This window comes from Candidatus Hinthialibacter antarcticus, from assembly GCA_030765645.1.
GTDB lineage: Bacteria > Hinthialibacterota > Hinthialibacteria > Hinthialibacterales > Hinthialibacteraceae > Hinthialibacter > Hinthialibacter antarcticus.
In genome coordinates, this window is sequence record JAVCCE010000039.1 from 1 (window position 1) to 16,641 (window position 16,641).

Below are 16,641 nucleotides of genomic sequence, written 5' to 3' on the forward strand. Positions count from 1 at the left end.
ACTCGTTTGTGGAATTATGGAGCATAGACCAAACGGATTTCAAATCGATTACAAGCAATGGAGCACCTAGTTCCTAAATTTTGAGACACTTACAACACTTCTTCTTTCAAACGTTGGGACAGTAGTGTTTTTAACTGTTAAAACAGTCGGAATTTTAGTTAGACCATCTGCGACGTTATTAGATTGATCATGCCACTTAAGAGGCATAAAAACTTGATTGCTGTTTTGCCATGGCACAAGAGACGAGAAACTATACATGTCTTCATGTGACAGCGCAGTACAAATAACATAAGGCAATTTTGAATAAATTGCAAATGCGATAATTCCACCTGATTGATATTGAAAATAAAAATCACTATTTTGTAAAAGCAAAATATCTCCAAGAAAGGAATTTGAAAAATCTTTTGAGAAAGAACAGGCTAAATTGTTTTCTTTAGCAACTTTACGGAAATATTTACACCCATTAAAGTCTGAAATCATTAGCACTGAATGGTCTGGGAAGTATTTATTTAATTCAACAACTGTTTCTATAAATTCAGAATCTTTGGTGTTTCTATCTTCTCGTCGTATTGTACAGTATCGACAATGAAATGTTATGTATGGTTTAGATGGACATGATTTCAGCAATTCAGGTTCTAAATTATTTTTGTTTATAAGAAATCTGTCTATATTTGTTGACTTACTTTTTTCAAAAAGATGGTTCATTAAATTAAAGCATAATGGATAAATTGGCTCTTTTGCAAGTATCTTTTTCAAAAATACAAAATAATCATTATTTTCTTTACTAGTCATTTGAATGAACACATCATTCCACTTACAAAGTTTTACTCTTGATACTGATTCAGGCAAATAAGCTTTTGCAATATTCAACTGATCTTTTAAAAAAGTTTCTTTTTCATCAGTATTTAAAGGACGTCCCTCGACATCTCGATATGAGGCAGAATCAACAATAAAGAAATTAACATAGACTTCATGAGACAAGAAATACCGTCCCAACATTACAACTTTAAAATATTCACCATATGCGGGAGGAGAAGTTGAATTATCAAATACGACTGAAACCCTATCGATTGATTTATTTTCAAGAGCATTTAATATAGATTTCGCTTCTTGCTTTTCTATCTTTCTCTTTCGATAGATATCATACTTGCGGCGAATATTTTTGATTGACAATGCTCTCACCAAAGACGCCAATTTGCGTATCAAAGGCAAGATCATCATGCGTCCAATACCAAGCGGCAAACGGTTTAAACCATTTTTAAAATTTTCACGAAATGACTGTAAAAAATTAGTATTAATCACATTCACCTTCCAATTCCAGCATCGGGCGGCCAACGTCGCCCCGCTCCAGGTCAGCAAGCGCTTTATTGACTTCATCAAGTGGATAACGATTTGTAATTAATTTTTCCAACGGCAGGCACCCTTGGCGATAAAATTCAGCAAAACGCGGAATATCCTCATCCGAATTCGACTCGCCGCCCCAACTCCCTCGTATCTGTTTACCCGAAATCAAATCATGCGGTTCCAGACAAATTTTTTCTCCCGAGGGAGGATGGCTGGCAAATACGCACAATCCGCCGTTTTTTCGTACGCTATTAAACGCACTCTCGATGGTTGAGGTTTGACCCGCCGCTTCAACCGCGTAATCAACTCCGTCAGCGCCGACAATCTCTCGAATACGGGCCGGGGCGTCTTCCTCGAGGGCGTTGATGGTATGAGTCGCGCCGAACGCTTTGGCCAGTTCCAATTTACTGGCTTGTGCGTCTACCGCAATCAATAGCGATACGCCGCTTAGTTTTGCAGCCATTACAGCGCTCAGACCGATTCCACCGACGCCCCAAACAACCATTCGGCTGTTTGGTTTAGGACGGACGGAATTCAATACGATACCAGCGCCCGTCAACACCGCGCAGCCAAACAAGGCGGCAATGTCTAATGGAATGTCATCTTCAATTTTCACGCAACGGTTTTCGGAAACGACCGTTGAATCACTAAACGTGGTAATCGCGCCTGCGTTGATCGCCTGTTCTCCGTTTCGATAAATGCTTCCTCCGCTGTCGATTCCGCTGCCTTTGATCCACGTCAAAACAACACGGTCGCCGGGTTGAACCTTTGTCACGCCTTCGCCGATTTCAACAACTACACCAGCGCCTTCATGCCCGAGTAAATGCGGGAGGTAACGGTCAGTTCCCCGTTTGCCTTGCGCCTCCATCAACTGGCTGTGGCAAACACCGCTATATGCGACATCGACTAGAAGTTGCCCCGGTTTGAGTGCAGGAATTTCGATCTCTTCAATGCGAAGCGGTTGATTGAGTTCGTATAAAACAGCAGCGCGGGTTTTCATGGTTGTGTTTGCTCCGGCATGTCTATCTGACAACGACCAGCAGCCACATCTGCCCGGGCTTGCTCTAAGCGTTCCGGCGAGTCAATGGCGCAGCGATACCCCGTGAGAGGAAAACCATACAAGCGCCCGGTATCGACTAATTTTGAAAAAACGTCCCGGGGAAAATCACAGGGCTGGTTCACTGGGACATGAGAAAGAACTTCACGGTCACAAAGGCAAATGGCGGAATTCACCCAATGCCATTCAATATGTTTGTATGCGTCTTCGCCTGGTCGTTCTAGAAAGCCCGTAATGCGATTGGAATCATCCAGGCTGACAATGCTGTTAGAGCGCTTTCGTTGATGAAGAAGCAATGTCGCCAAAGCGCCGCGTTCACGGTGAAACGCAAGCATCGCAGTCAGGTTTTGGTCAGTCAAAATATCTCCGTATTGAACCAGGAACGAATCGCTCTCGCCCAAGAAGGTTTCCATTTTTTTTGCGCCGCCCGCCGTACCCAGCAATTCGTCTTCTTGTGAGTAAACAATTTGGACGCCGCAACGCTCGCCATCGCCAAAATAGTTTTGAATCTGCTCAGGCATAAAATGCAGGTTGACTGCGATTTCGCGAAACCCATGCCGGGCGAGATGCGTCAGAAGATATTCAAGCAATGGCCGGTTTTGGATATCCAACATTGGCTTGGGGGTTTCATGCGTCAGCCCGCCCAAGCGTGTTCCATAGCCAGCGCATAACACTATCGTGCGGATGTTGCAGCCAGTATCCATTCGGCGGCATCTCCTAAATCTTTGCAGATAAAATCAGGTTGAATTGTCTCGTCAAGAATATCGCTGGTTTGAATCGTTGGCGCGACGTGTGCGCCGGTCTGAACCAAGACGGTCTTACATCCAGCCGCAACGCCAGCATGGATGTCAGTAATTCGATCTCCAACCATGTAACTTGTCGAAAGATCAATTTGATATTCTTTCGCTGCATGTAAGATTAAACCCGGACGGGGTTTTCGGCATTGGCAATCAATCCGGTACGCGGGCAAGGTCGCCTGGGGATGATGGGGGCAGGCGTAAAAGCCGTCAATCGGCGGAGCGCCCTGTTGCATCAATTGATCTTCAATTTGTTTTTGTAATGAATACATTTCGTCTTCTGAAAGTAAGCCGCGCGCAACCACGGTTTGGTTGCTAGCGACCAGTAGGCGGAATCCGTTATTGTGCAAATTAATTAATGCGTCAACAACGCTTGGCAGAACTCGGATTTTCTGGGGTTGCGTTAAGAGATGAACGTCTTCAATTAAGACGCCGTCACGATCTAAGAACACAGCCGAATTCAAATTACTCACCCTGGCTCATCTTGTTTGAATGCCACATATCTCATGCAGATTCCGCAATAAACCAATAATAGTCGCCCTTGTAGCCCACTTCATCGAAGAGTTTTTTCCAGTCATCCACGTGCATGTACGTTAAAGCGGTCAGGTTCCAATTCAACATGGACTGGTGTTCTGCTTCATTGCGCCAGGCGTCGTTCATGACAAACGCGTCTTTTCGCGTTACGCGCTGAATTTCACGAAACGCCTGCTTACAATCAATCGGCGGCAGGTTGTGAATAGTGTTTATACAAATCACTAAATCAAACGAGTCGTCTTCAAATGGAATGTTGTTGGCGTTTGCGACTTGGATAAACGGCTTCATCTCTTCATGGGCATGATCGTAAGCATATTTTGAAACATCAATGCCGCGAATATACGCCTTGGGCATTAGCAGGCTGAGGTCGTACATCATGAAACCTTTGGCGCAGCCTACATCCAAGATGCGAGCGTCTTCGGGCAGTTGGTAATGGTCGCGAAATCGCTTGACGGTATCCGTCCAGAAGCGTGCGTTGTAGCCATATCCGCCATAGCCGGTGAGGCGGTCGCCGTCGAAATATTCCACGTCGAATTTACGCGCAACGGCGCGGTGATCTTCGGTGATCAATTTGGCACGATCATCAATTGGCCGCTTGGATTGTGGATATTGGTCGAGCAGGTTGATTTCTTGTCCCATGATCTCACTCTCTATCTTTAAAATTCTGTCCATTGACGAATAACATCAACGACGCATTGAATATTTTCAAGTGGTTGGGAAGGCCCACATGGCAATATAACGCCTTCATCAGCGAATGCGGATGCATTGGAAAACGCACTGGGATTATTTAAGTATGGCGCACGATTTAACGGCAAATGAAAAGGTATTGCATCAATATCATTTTGCGACAACATCTCAAGAAACGACTCACGCTCTTTTACTCGAACTTCAGCACAAAGCGAAATTGCCCCTTGATCGATGCGAACAGGAATAAAGCGGATATGTTCTGAATCAACGATACCATCAGAGTAAATTTTGTATACAGCATTTAAGTGCTTGACTTTTTCTTCAACTCGATCCAGCTGAGCTAATCCCATTCCAGCAAGTAAATCGCTAATTTTGAAATTAAAACTCAAAACCTCGTAGCGTTCTTCTCCTTGGCGGGGAACTCCTTGGTTTTGAATTAATTTTAATTGCTGGTACATTTCTTCACTGTGAGTAACAACGACGCCTCCATATCCAATAGAGACAAGAGAAATCATTCCTAAAGAAAAACAGCCAGCGTCACCTATCGTTCCAAGACATTGGTGCTCAAATTTGGAGAACATGGCCTTGCAAGTATCTTCAATAACGACGATCCCAGATTTGGCGGCAATTTTTTTAATTCTCGCCATATCACAAGCCCGACCATTCAAATGGACGGGAATAATTGCTCGTGTAGACGCTGTGATTTGTTTTTCGATTTCATAGGGATTCACCAAAGGTGAATCAGGAAAACAATCCGCCAGTACGACCTTAGCGCCTATAGCCGCCGCTGCGTTTCCTGTTGCGATCCAAGTCAATGCAGGAACAATCACTTCGTCGCCTGATCTAACTCCAGCAGCAATCAACGCCATTGTGAGAGCGGCTGTTCCGCTTGGCGTTAACACAGCGTAAGGAATTTGCAACATTTCTGCAAACCGACGCTCCCATTCTGCTGAAACAGGGCCCATGCTTAAGTGTTTTCCGTCAAAAGCACTTAAAAGCCCTTGCTTTTCCGCTTCTCCGATTTCTGTGTACCACCATGGAATTTTCATTTTGGACCAACCTAGAGAAGATATAATTTATTTAATCAGGATTTTTTCTGATTTTGTGCACATATGTATGATTGGCGCGCTGCATGAAAATGATCGACCCCCAACAATCCACCATCAACAATAATTGATTGCCCTGTTAGGTAAGGACAACCCTCAGAGCACAAATACGACGCCAGATCAGCGATTTCTTCTGGACGCGCCGCTCGCTTCCCGGGGACGATCGATTCGACAATGTCGTGATTCATTGGCTTACTAGTTAGCGATGCGCCATTATCGTCTATATCCACTAATCCAGGACAAATCGCATTAACCCGAATTCCTTTTGCGGCAAAATGCTGAGCCAGATAACGAGTCAAATGGTCCAAGCCTGCTTTTGCTGCATGATAAGCCGCTGGTTGATGAGATATGGTAAACGCATTTGTGGATCCAATATTCAGAATTACTCCGCCCCCATTTTTTTCCATGACAGGCATCACGTATCGGCAGGCCAGTGCAGGTGCCTTTAACAACACATCCAATGCTAGATCCCATTCTGAAAAAGATTCTGCATAGTCATACAGGCTTAATTTAGGACGTGCATTATTTATAAGGAAATCCACACGCCTGTATTGTTGAACTGCAATATTAACCATTTTCTGAATCTCAGATTCTTTTCGAAGATCAACTGGAACAAATTCTGAATTTTTGATTGAAGCCGCTGCTGCTTCGCCTCTTTCTTGATTCATATCAGCAAGAATTACTGTGGCTCCCAATTCGGCGAAACGACGTGAAATTTCAAGACCGATACCTTGTGCAGCGCCGGTTATAAGTGCGACTCGATTTGTAAAACAATTTGGAGTCATAGTATTAGGTTTCTAAATATTCTTTGGGCAATGAGTGGATATAATCCCACAATTTCAGTGATCGAATTGATTCATCAATCTGTTGAACTTCGTCTTTTTCAAGCACCCAAGAGGCGCCGTTTACGCATTCGGTTAACTGAGCATTATTCCGAACCCCAACCAATGCTGTACAAACACCTAGTCGGGATAGGAGCCAGGCAATCGCCAATTCAACAAGCGTCTTACCATAACAGGTTGCTATTTCGCTTAAAGATTCAACCAGGCTATAAGTAGACTCAGTAAGCCAGCGGCTCACCCGCTGACTGGTTGCAGCGCGGCTTTCTGGAGGCGCTGCTTGTCCTCTTATGTATTTCCCGGTAAGCAGTCCTCTCGCTAATGCGCGGTTGCAGATAATGCCAGTGTTTTCTTGCACGCATAACGGCCGAGCTTCAACATCAACCCGTCGTTCAATCATGTTAAAATGCGCTTGATATGAAACCATTCGGTTATATTTGCATGCATCTGCGATTCGGTTAATCGCATTGAGCTGACTTGGAGAAAAATTTGAGCAGCCATACGCTAAAATTTTTCCTTCTTGCTTGAGCGCATCAAGAGCCCCGAGCGTCTCATCTAACGGCGTGGATGGATTGAATGCATGTAACTGAAAAAGGTCGATTCGGTCAGTACGCAGTGCGCGCAGGCTAGACTCAACATGAGATCGCAACGATTTTTCCGTCAGTGAATCTAATTTCACTGCAAACGAACCATCGGCGCGTTTTGTCGGGATCAACCCCGCCTTTGTGCTTAAAATTACTTCATCACGCCGACCTTTCAATGCACTACCTACAATTGCTTCAGATTGCCCATTTCCGTACAAAGGCGCTGTATCGATAAACGTAATCCCCTGATCCAATGCATTATTTAAAAGAAGAGTGGATTCTTTTTCGTCAAGAAAAACACCAAAGTGAAGCGCACCCAAACCTAATATGGATGAATGTAATGAACTCGAACCTAATTTTCGTTTTAACATTGAATCAAAAATGTCGCTAAATTGGCTTTATTCTAAATTCAAGACTCAGACGAGTTGTTTCTCCAACCTCAATATTTTCGCTATGCAGTAAACGCGGGTGAAACATGATTGCATCTCCGGAAGACAGGGAGGGACGCATTGGATCTAGTTGTGTGACATCACCAGCGAAATAGAGTTCATCTTTACGGAATTTTCCATTTTCCGGCAAATAAGATTCGTACTCTCTTTTATGCGAACCAGGGACAAGCGCAATGGTTTCCTGTGGAGTAAAACCAATGATGGGGATCCAAAATGAGAAAACGTCTTTGGCGGCCCCCCATTCTTTTCGACTAAAGGGATATCCATCGCCAAAACCGGGTCGGATAAAACGAAACGCCAACCAACCAAGCCCTTCGTCCCATCGCTCGTAATTTGAACAACCCAATTGATTAAGCAACTCAATCATTGACGGGTTCATCAGAATGTTTGCAATTTCTTCAGGAGGCGTAGTGTGTCTATTGTTCGCCTTAAATAGACTATTGTGCTCTACGCCAAGTTCACGAAACCATAAGTGATATTCGCCTAATGGATGAGTATCCTGTTTCCCATTAACCCACTTGTCGAGTAAGCGATACAACCATTGGTGGGCAAATTCCGTAAGTTTGCAAATATCGGATGATGAAAAAGCACAAAAAATAGCGAATCCATTTTCTTCATAAGAGTGCGCAGCAGACTCGATTACTTCTAAGTTTTGGTTCATGCGGCTTAATTCCCCAAATAATCTTCCTTAGGCCTTAAAATTAAATTCTCGCTGAATTTGGTTATTGATTCCTTCAGGCGAAAACCCCAATCGTTCGCAATGATCATGATAGGTTCCGTATTCACGTTGAAATTCATCGGGGATACAGACGGAACTAAATTGAATTGGCCCGACTGTATGCAATAAACGTGCGATTTCCTCTCCAACGCCGCCAGACTGTGCGTGCTCTTCAATTACGATCACTCGGCGCGTTTTTGATGCGCTGGACAAGATTAAATTATCATCTAGAGGCCGAATTGTATGGAGATAGATCACTTCTGCATCTATACTGTGAGCAGTCAACTGTTCACGCGCTCCCAAAGCGGCTTTGAGATGCGGCCCCGTCGCAACGATTGTGACGTCTTCACCCTCGATTACTTTCACGCCTTTTCCGAACTCAATATCTTTGCTATCTAAGACTTGTTCATGCTGATAGGCGGGAAGACGGTATAAAGTCAGCTGTCCATTGGCATAAACCTGGCGGAATAGAATATCGAACTCGACTGGAGACGCGGGATAAACAATCTGTGAACCTGGTAAGGTTTTGAGTAGCGCAAAATCAGAATAACAATGATGCGTACACCCCAAGTTTGAATAGTCGAAAGCAGAACCAACCGTAATCAGGTTTCCACCCAGTTGGTGGTACCCAAAATCCAATTTAATTTGTTCAAATGAGCGCTCAATCAGAAACGGCGCAATCGTATGTGCAACGGGCACAAAACCCATTTTTGCAAGCCCAGCCGCCATACTGATAATTGTCGGTTCACAAATTCCGACATTGTAATAACGACCAGGGCAAGCTTTTGCAAACGGCTGCAAAATAAAGTGGCTGATATCACCAACCAGAACCACGAGATTGTTGTCTTCTTGCCCTAATTCTAACATTGTCTCTGCGAATTGATCCCGCATGGATTTAGCACTCAACGCAATACCTCCATGATTTTCGTATACTCTTCTGCAGACGGAATTCGATGGTGCCACATCCCGTGCCCCTCCAACATTGGAACGCCTTTCCCTTTGACTGTTTTAGCCACAATCATATTCGGCACGTCTTCAGATTTGAAATCAAGAGCGCTCGCGAGTTCTGTATTTGAGTGGCCGTCTACCACTTGGGTATGCCAACCAAAAGCCTTCCATTTAGCAGGAAGGTCGTCAACAGGCATCAATTGTGCGGCGGAACCATTCCAGTCTACAACTGCACACAAGTTGCCAAGTTGAAAGTTTCGAGCCACGCTGGCCGCCTCCCACACCGTGCCTTCATGACATTCGCCGTCACCCATCAAGACGAAAACCTTATTATTCATCCCTCGAAGGCGGAGCCCCAATGCAATACCAAGAGCGAAGGACAATCCATGACCTAAGGAGCCAGTCGACGCCTCAACACCTGGTACTTTCGTACAATCAGGATGCTCACCCAAACGACCGCCTTTTCGGCAAAACATCATTAAATCTTCGTCTGTTAAAAAACCGAATTTATGCAGTACTGCGTACATCGCAACGCAGCCGTGCCCCTTACTTAAGATAAAGTAATCTCGTTCAGGGGAATCTGGATTCTGAGGATCAAAATGAAGGTATCGCTCATATAATAAATTAATAATGTCGACAATAGAAAAGGCGCTCGGGATATGACCATCTTTTCCCCGATAGACCATCTCAATGATTGTTTTGCGTAGATCGTTGTTCATAAGCTTCTTTCAATTAGCGAGATTGAGGAAACGGTTCATGATACTGGCCGCTTATATATAAAGATCCGTCGTGATAACTGGTCGGCATTTGGTCTAAATTCTCGACGCGCTGCCAACCAATCTTTTGGGCGTACATTCCAACGCCTTCTGTCGTAAAATGATTAAACACAGATTCTGCATTTTTCACGTTTTCTATTTCGACCATTGCGTCTGTATTTTCCCACTGATTCTTATTGGTAGATAGTAATATTTCTTTTTCGTGACCTTCTGCATCGAGTTTGATAAAGTCAGCCCATTCCAAAATCGGCCCGATGCCTTCTAACGAAACGGGAAAGCGTTCTAATTCCCCATACGGGTTTTCTTTTGAACCAGCGATATGGCTGCCTGTCGTATTGCCTACAACTCGAATAAATTCGGTTTCACCTGGTTTGCTGGAAACAGCCGCTTGGGAAACGTTTACAGATTCGCATTGATTGAGTTGTAGATTACGCCGTAAAATATCAAAATGTTTTGGGTCCGGTTCATACGAACGAACATCAAATCCGCACTTTGATAATAGGACACTGTGCAATCCGATGTTGGCTCCAATGTCTGCAACTTTCTTATAACGGTTTCGAGCGCTCCAGTAAAAACTGAAAATAATCAACTCATCCAGATCGAAAAGGTTGGTCGAATTGATTGCTCCCATTTGAAAAAAAGGAAAAACCAGATCACCGAAAGGAGAAAAATCTACTGGAATCGCCTCTTCATTACGAAATAAAGTTCCCACCTCAAGTTTAACAAGCTGTTTCAACGCATTGTAAATAGGTTGTTGAGGTGAATGAAATGCAGAAATTGCGGGTAAGCCTTCAAATAAGTTGTTGAATACTGAATCCATTTTCTCTCTCATGATTGATTTTTGAGATATGCGTCGTTTCCATGACGCCGTAATTTGTACATATTAAAATTATTGCGCAACATTGATTCAAGTTCGGGATCGCCCCATGCATCAAATACAACACTGAAATTACGCCCGCTAACGACATCACGCGGTGAATTGATAATCCAATCACAGCAATTTAAAACATCGCTCATTGGCGTACATTCATCGCTATTTAGTTTTGAACGGGTTTTATCATAATTGGCGCCGACTTTTTCGACTCCAGCCTCTAGCGTCGATTGATGAATTTTTGTTTTAACCCATCCTGGACCAACTATAGCAAAACGTGCGTCTTGGATTTCCGCATCCAAGAGTTCACACATTTTGATTAATGCAATTTTTGAAATCGTATACGCAGAATAGTTCACCGTCGCGTTATTGGCGCCGCCGCCCGCAAAAAACAATACACAGGGTGGAGTATTCGCACCACTGGAACGATATGGCAACAGTGCATGCGCGATACGAAGTTGCGCCGTAAAGTTCACTTGGATTGACGATTCCCATTCATCAAAATCACAGTCCAAAAATGATCCAACAGGATCTTGCAATCCAGTCGCAAGAACAAGAACATCCCAATTTGGGCACGTCTCTTTCAACGAATGGATTGAAGTCTCAATCGACTCTTTATCACTTAGATCACAATGAACCAACGACATCCCTTTGGATTCAAGTGCAGAAATTTCAGGAGAACTTGTGCGATAAGTCCCTGCAACCGTCCAGTCACAATCCAACCAACGCTGGCACATCGCTAAACCGATATCGCTAGAAGCGGAAATGACAATAGCTTTTTTCATTAATGTTATCTCTTTTTAAAACGGGCCTTTGAAATTGGCGTCGGGAACATCGAGTCGTTGACCTGATTTGACATCAAGTAAATCAGTGACTGGTTCAAGCCCCAAGGTGCGCTTCGCTGCGATATGAATATGGCCCGCACGCGGATAATACGCCGCTGACAACGGCGGGCTGGTGGGGCATGGGCAGTCCGGCAATGCAACGCGTTGCGGCGCCGCTTTCAGCGATTCAAATTCTTGCTCGACCACTGCGGCGACAATTTCCGCGCTCACGCCAAATGCCTGTCCGCCTGTATCCGCTACAACGAGGCGACCCGTTTTACGAACGCTTTCAAAAATACACTCTTTGTCCCACGGCAGGATCGTGCGTAAATCAATCACTTCGGCGGAAACGCCTTCTTCCGCTAAGCGATCAGCGGCGCGTAATGCTTCCAGCGTCATATACGAAGCGCTTACAAGAGTGACATCGCTTCCCGCTCGCATTATACGGGCCTTGCCAATCGGCGTCGTATAGTGTCCTTCCGGCGCCTCATCGCTCAGATTATACAGCCATCGGTGTTCGATCATGACAACCGGGTTATCATCCTCAACCGCAGCGATTAACAACCCTTTGGCGTCGTATGGCGTTGTTGACATGACGACTTTTAACCCAGGAATGTGGGCGAACCAGGCCTGAAGGCTTTGAGAGTGCTGAGGCCCTTGCCCCCATCCCCGCCCGGCGATCATTCGGATTACGAGCGGGGCCTTCATCACGCCGCCAAACATGTAGTGCCATTTGGCGGCTTGGTTCACAATTTGCTCAATGGAGACCAGGGCAAAATCAACTCGCTGGTGCGTTAAGATCGGGCGCATTCCGCTGATCGCCGCTCCCAGTGCAACGCCTGTAAGAGCGTTTTCGGAGAGCGGGATATCAAATACGCGTTTCGATCCATATTTTTTTTGCAGATCAAGCGTAGAGCCGAAAATCCCTTTGGGATCGGGCGCGCCTAAACCCATCAGAAAGACATTGGGGTCAGTTTCAAGACAGATGTCTTGCGCTTCGCGAAGAGCCTGTGCGTAAGTGATAGTTCGACTCATGCGTACACCTTGGCGAATAAATCATCGGCGGGTGGAAACGCGCTGTCTTTTGCGAAAGCAAATGCATCGTCGATCTCAGCGCCTATGATTTCATCAAATTCATTTAATTCTGATTGCTGGACGGCTCCATCGGCGAGTAAGCGCTGCGCACAAGCCGCAACAGGGTCTTTCTTGCGCCAAGCCTGATATTCTTCTTCTGTGCGGTAGCCAATATCGTTGTCGTAGTTGGGGCCGCAATGTTCGCGCCATCGGTAGGTAGAAAATTCAAGAAAGACAGGCCCTTCGCCAGTGCGCGCTTGTTGGGCGGCTTCTTGCGTAACACCAAAGACTTCTTCAACAGTATTGCCGTCCCCTTGCCGGGTCGCGGCGCCAAGTCCCTCTGCCAATTGGCTGAGAGAACGACCTTCAGGCTGCCGGACATTTAACGGTGAATAAACAGAATAGAGGTTGTTTTCGCAAACAAATAATATTGGTAGCCGCTTGAGCACGGCAAAATTGAGGCTCTCGTGAAAAACGCCCGCTTCAGCGGCGCCGTCGCCAAAGAAAATTGCGACGACTTGGTCTTCTTCGCGCATCTGGATAGAAAGAGCAACGCCGACTGCGATAGGGATGGTGCTGCCAACAATAGGCGTCGCGCCAACAAATCCCGCATCCAGATCGGTCAAGTGCATTGACCCGCCCATGCCTTTTGAACAACCGGTCTCTTTGCCATAGATTTCAGCCAACATGCGTTTCAGGTCGCCGCCTTTGGCGAGATAGTGAGCATGGCTGCGATGACCGGACAATACGCGGTCCCTCTTTTGCAAGGCTGAACACACGCCGACGGCCGCCGCTTCTTGCCCAATAGAAAGATGAACGGGGCAACGCATCTCCTGCTCAGCATACTGGTCAGCGATTCGCTCTTCGATCAAACGGATGCGGCGTATGTCAGTATATAGTTTTTTTCTGATGTCTTGATCCATATTCAATTTCATCCAGACAATATATAAAATGCCGTTATTGTAAAAATTCTTTGATGGCTTGATAGAGGCTTTCCCGGTCAATCGGGTCGCGGTTTCCGACAATCGTGACCGCCTGGGCGCCTACCATATTACTGATGAAGCCAACAATGTCAGAGGGCAGATTCCGCTGAACGCATAACGAACTAACCGCCAAGACGGAATCACCAGCGCCTACGCGGTCCGTTACTTTCATCGCTAGCGCAGGACATTGGGTAAAGCCGTCATCCGGTCGGAAGAGTAAAGTGCCGAATTTACCTTGCGTAACCAACACGGATTTGCAATCCATTCGTTCAGACACATTCTTGACTAAATCATCTAACTGTCCGGTTCGGTCTCGTTGATCGAGCCTCACCTCACCTTCATGCACACATACGTAATCTGCCCGAGGATAGCGCGACAACGTATGAAATCCATGATTGGCGGCATTGATCTGAGTATTCACCGACAAAAAGCGAGCATGTTGACAAATGAAATCAATCACGCGCGGCGTCAAGAGACCATGACCATAATCCGCCGCAATCACTACATCGCATTCAGCCAAGCGTTCACGAAGAACAGCGCATAAGGCTTCTTCTTCGTTCTCCGCCATCGGCGCATCATTGATTTCATAGACTTCAAGCAGTTTGGTAACAAGATATTTATCGACAAAGCGGCGTTTAACGATGGTGGGAGAATTGGATTTTTGAATAAAAAATGGCTTAACCGTTTCGTGAAGGCTCGACCGAATAAAGTCTTCGCGAGAGTTTTCTTCTCCCAAGTAGGTAACCAATTCGACTTGATCGCAAAAACTCGATAAATGATTGGCCACCATCGCTGCGCCGCCAGCATGCGTCTCTTCAGACAAATGACGCAAAACTAATATGGGCTCTTTCGCCGACTTGCCTAAAATATCACCGTATACATATTCATCGAGAATGGTTTCCCCAATGACTACGACCTTGAGTGAACGCAAATCGTCCAGGCAGCGAATAATCTCGTTAACTGTATGACAAGATTTAAATTCTCTGATATATTCGTCTACGTTTTTGTTGTAAGCAGTCATTCAACTTATAGTTGGTGTTTTATATTATTTTTTGTGGATGTAATCAAATGGCTGTGATTTTAATTCATTGAAATGTTTGTCAACCCAGGCGATTGTCTCTTCGACGCCGCAGTCTAAATCGATTTCATCTTTCCAACCAAGTACATCTCTTGCTTTCTGGCTATCTAAGCGATAGGCAGCGTCTTTGCCTAAACGCTCTCCGGCAATTTCTACGCATTCAGAAAATTCAACACCCATTTTTTTACAGATTAGTTCAACCAAATCCCGAATCGAAATCAAACGCGGCGTGGACAAATGATATACTTCGCCTGATTTTCCCTTTTGGGCAATGCGCCAAGTTCCATCAGATACGTCTCGTATATGAATGAATGATCGTATTGACGTCCCACCGCCATGCAACTGAAGTTTTCGGCCTAGCCGGATAAACAGTATCGTTCGCGGAATGATTCGGTACAGTTGCTGCCCCGGGCCATACACATTCGCGGCGCGCGTAAAGACGACGGGGAAATTATAGGCAGAGAAAAAACTCATCAGGCTCATATCGCAGGCCGCGCGCGAAACCGCATAAGGCGTGCTGGGATTATACGACGCGTCTTCCAACACATCACCTTGACAGCTGCCATATACTTCTGGAGTCGAAACGTGGACGTAGCGCTTCAAAAAAACACACGTACGCAATTTGTCGTGCAAATTCACGTTCGCGACAACATTGGTTTGAAACCAGTCAGCAGGTTGCTGCCAACTTTGCGCGACCATGCTTTGCGCAGCAAAATTGACAAAGTAATCAGGACGAAATTCATGAACTACATCCATGATGGCGTCTAAATCACTATTTAAATCCAGTTGGTGAAATGTATAACGGGAGCGGTCGCCCCATGCGTACGGCAACAATGCAGGAATTGGTTCTTCAGAGCGGCTAATGCCAACCGTCTCGATCCCCTGATTGAGCAAGTATCCAACAAAACTGGCGCCGGAAAATGAATTGCTGCCTAAAACAAGAACTTTATCACTCATGTTTTAATTCCCTGCCGCAGTCTGTTCAAATGCGCGTTTCATCCAACGCAAATTATAATAGTTATCTTCATCTTTGATTCGGCCATCTTTGAATGCTGCGATCATCTCTTCAATCGCATCAGAGACGGTAAGTTTAGGCTTGAAGCCCGTCGCCAGCAATTTATCGGAATTGACGCGGTAGGATCGCGGGTCTTGAGATTCCGTCACTTTAATTTCCGCAGGAACTCTCTCAACCACCATTTGGGCGATATCAAGTATTGAAATGTTTTCAAACCCGGCGTTGTATACCCCCGTGATTTCATCTCCACGTTGGATCAAAAAAATATACAAATCCGTGATGTCTTGAATGTGAATATTCGGACGCACTTGCGCACCGCCGAACACCGTAATCAAACTCCGGCTTAACGCTTGCAACGTTAACATATTGACGGAAACGTCCAACCGCATCCGCGGTGAATAACCACAAACGGTCGCGGGGCGAATAATCTGCACAATCATATCATCCGAATAACTGAGCAACACTCGTTCCGCAACCATTTTGGTTTTGTTATATTCAGAAACCGGCTTCAGAGATAAGTCTTCCGTAACGTGTTCTTCTTCTTTAATGCCATACACGCTGCCGGACGAAGCATAAATAAATTGTTTTACGCCGTTTCGTTTAGCCGCTTCGGCCAACTGCATCGTCGCCAATGCGCCAACTTCCCAAGTTAGTTTTGGATCCAAGTCGCCGCAGGGATCATTTGCAACCGAAGCCAAGTGGATCACAATATCGACGCCGCCCATCGGGATTGACTCTGCATCCCGAATGTCCACATTCAATACGCGGAGTTTTGGGTGCGGTGCAAGAAAATTGCCGAACCATTGGCAATCCACGACAGTGACGTCATGCCCCTCGTCTAGTAATTTCGGAACCAGAACGGTTCCTTTGTACCCACAACCGCCCGTTACTAGAATATTCATGCTGAATTTATTCCCTCTAGTGTAAAAGTGTATTAATGATCTTTAAAATCTATCG

General features: G+C 45.4%; 18 protein-coding genes. All 18 read right to left on the reverse strand.

Annotated elements, in window-relative coordinates; all coding sequences use genetic code 11:
• Positions 1–66: 66 nt before the first annotated feature.
• From P9L94_09365 to P9L94_09450, 18 genes are read right to left on the reverse strand one after another with little or no spacing between them, the layout of a single operon-like run.
• Entirely contained in the window at positions 67–1,302 is a 1,236-nt protein-coding gene (locus tag P9L94_09365; GenBank protein MDP8244275.1) for a hypothetical protein, read from the reverse strand.
• On the reverse strand, positions 1,295–2,344 hold the full coding sequence (locus P9L94_09370; protein MDP8244276.1) for a zinc-binding dehydrogenase: 1,050 nt from the start codon (positions 2,342–2,344) through the stop codon (positions 1,295–1,297). Before P9L94_09370 ends, P9L94_09365 begins: the two co-directional genes overlap by 8 nt.
• Positions 2,341–3,105: a nucleotidyltransferase family protein gene (locus P9L94_09375; protein ID MDP8244277.1), complete on the reverse strand. Its 765-nt coding sequence runs from the start codon at positions 3,103–3,105 to the stop codon at positions 2,341–2,343. The genes P9L94_09370 and P9L94_09375 overlap by 4 nt, the downstream gene beginning before the upstream one ends.
• Positions 3,075–3,671: an HAD family hydrolase gene (locus P9L94_09380; GenBank protein ID MDP8244278.1), complete on the reverse strand. Its 597-nt coding sequence runs from the start codon at positions 3,669–3,671 to the stop codon at positions 3,075–3,077. Before P9L94_09380 ends, P9L94_09375 begins: the two co-directional genes overlap by 31 nt.
• 31 nt (positions 3,672–3,702) lie before the next feature.
• Complete coding sequence (locus P9L94_09385; GenBank protein ID MDP8244279.1) at positions 3,703–4,371, reverse strand: class I SAM-dependent methyltransferase; 669 nt, start codon at positions 4,369–4,371, stop codon at positions 3,703–3,705.
• Positions 4,372–4,388: 17 nt separating this feature from the next.
• Complete coding sequence (locus P9L94_09390) at positions 4,389–5,468, reverse strand: DegT/DnrJ/EryC1/StrS family aminotransferase (GenBank protein ID MDP8244280.1); 1,080 nt, start codon at positions 5,466–5,468, stop codon at positions 4,389–4,391.
• 35 nt (positions 5,469–5,503) lie between these two features.
• Positions 5,504–6,310, reverse strand: a complete 807-nt coding sequence (locus P9L94_09395; GenBank protein ID MDP8244281.1) for an SDR family oxidoreductase — start codon at positions 6,308–6,310, stop codon at positions 5,504–5,506.
• A 4-nt stretch (positions 6,311–6,314) separates the two neighbouring features.
• Positions 6,315–7,319 carry an aldo/keto reductase gene (locus P9L94_09400; protein ID MDP8244282.1) on the reverse strand — a complete coding sequence of 335 codons (1,005 nt, stop codon included), beginning with the start codon at positions 7,317–7,319 and terminating at the stop codon, positions 6,315–6,317.
• 16 nt (positions 7,320–7,335) lie between these two features.
• Positions 7,336–8,058: a hypothetical protein gene (locus P9L94_09405; GenBank protein MDP8244283.1), complete on the reverse strand. Its 723-nt coding sequence runs from the start codon at positions 8,056–8,058 to the stop codon at positions 7,336–7,338.
• 27 nt (positions 8,059–8,085) lie between these two features.
• The gene (locus P9L94_09410; GenBank protein ID MDP8244284.1) at positions 8,086–9,021 is read right to left on the reverse strand and encodes a transketolase C-terminal domain-containing protein; all 936 of its coding nucleotides are present in this window, start codon (positions 9,019–9,021) and stop codon (positions 8,086–8,088) included.
• Complete coding sequence (locus P9L94_09415) at positions 9,018–9,782, reverse strand: transketolase (GenBank protein MDP8244285.1); 765 nt, start codon at positions 9,780–9,782, stop codon at positions 9,018–9,020. The genes P9L94_09410 and P9L94_09415 overlap by 4 nt, the downstream gene beginning before the upstream one ends.
• Before the next feature lie 13 nt (positions 9,783–9,795).
• Positions 9,796–10,659 (reverse strand): FkbM family methyltransferase, encoded by an 864-nt coding sequence (locus tag P9L94_09420; protein ID MDP8244286.1) that lies wholly within the window; start codon positions 10,657–10,659, stop codon positions 9,796–9,798.
• Between the two features lie 8 nt (positions 10,660–10,667).
• A complete protein-coding gene (locus tag P9L94_09425) occupies positions 10,668–11,495 on the reverse strand; it encodes an SDR family oxidoreductase (GenBank protein MDP8244287.1) in 828 nt (275 codons plus the stop codon).
• Positions 11,496–11,510: 15 nt separating this feature from the next.
• Complete coding sequence (locus tag P9L94_09430; protein ID MDP8244288.1) at positions 11,511–12,569, reverse strand: alpha-ketoacid dehydrogenase subunit beta; 1,059 nt, start codon at positions 12,567–12,569, stop codon at positions 11,511–11,513.
• Positions 12,566–13,531 (reverse strand): thiamine pyrophosphate-dependent dehydrogenase E1 component subunit alpha, encoded by a 966-nt coding sequence (locus tag P9L94_09435; protein MDP8244289.1) that lies wholly within the window; start codon positions 13,529–13,531, stop codon positions 12,566–12,568. The genes P9L94_09430 and P9L94_09435 overlap by 4 nt, the downstream gene beginning before the upstream one ends.
• Before the next feature lie 34 nt (positions 13,532–13,565).
• Complete coding sequence (locus P9L94_09440; GenBank protein MDP8244290.1) at positions 13,566–14,612, reverse strand: bifunctional ADP-heptose synthase; 1,047 nt, start codon at positions 14,610–14,612, stop codon at positions 13,566–13,568.
• A 24-nt stretch (positions 14,613–14,636) separates the two neighbouring features.
• Positions 14,637–15,626, reverse strand: a complete 990-nt coding sequence (locus P9L94_09445) for a GDP-mannose 4,6-dehydratase (protein ID MDP8244291.1) — start codon at positions 15,624–15,626, stop codon at positions 14,637–14,639.
• A 3-nt stretch (positions 15,627–15,629) separates the two neighbouring features.
• Positions 15,630–16,586, reverse strand: coding sequence for an SDR family oxidoreductase (locus tag P9L94_09450; protein ID MDP8244292.1), 957 nt, complete (start codon positions 16,584–16,586; stop codon positions 15,630–15,632).
• Positions 16,587–16,641 lie beyond the last annotated feature (55 nt).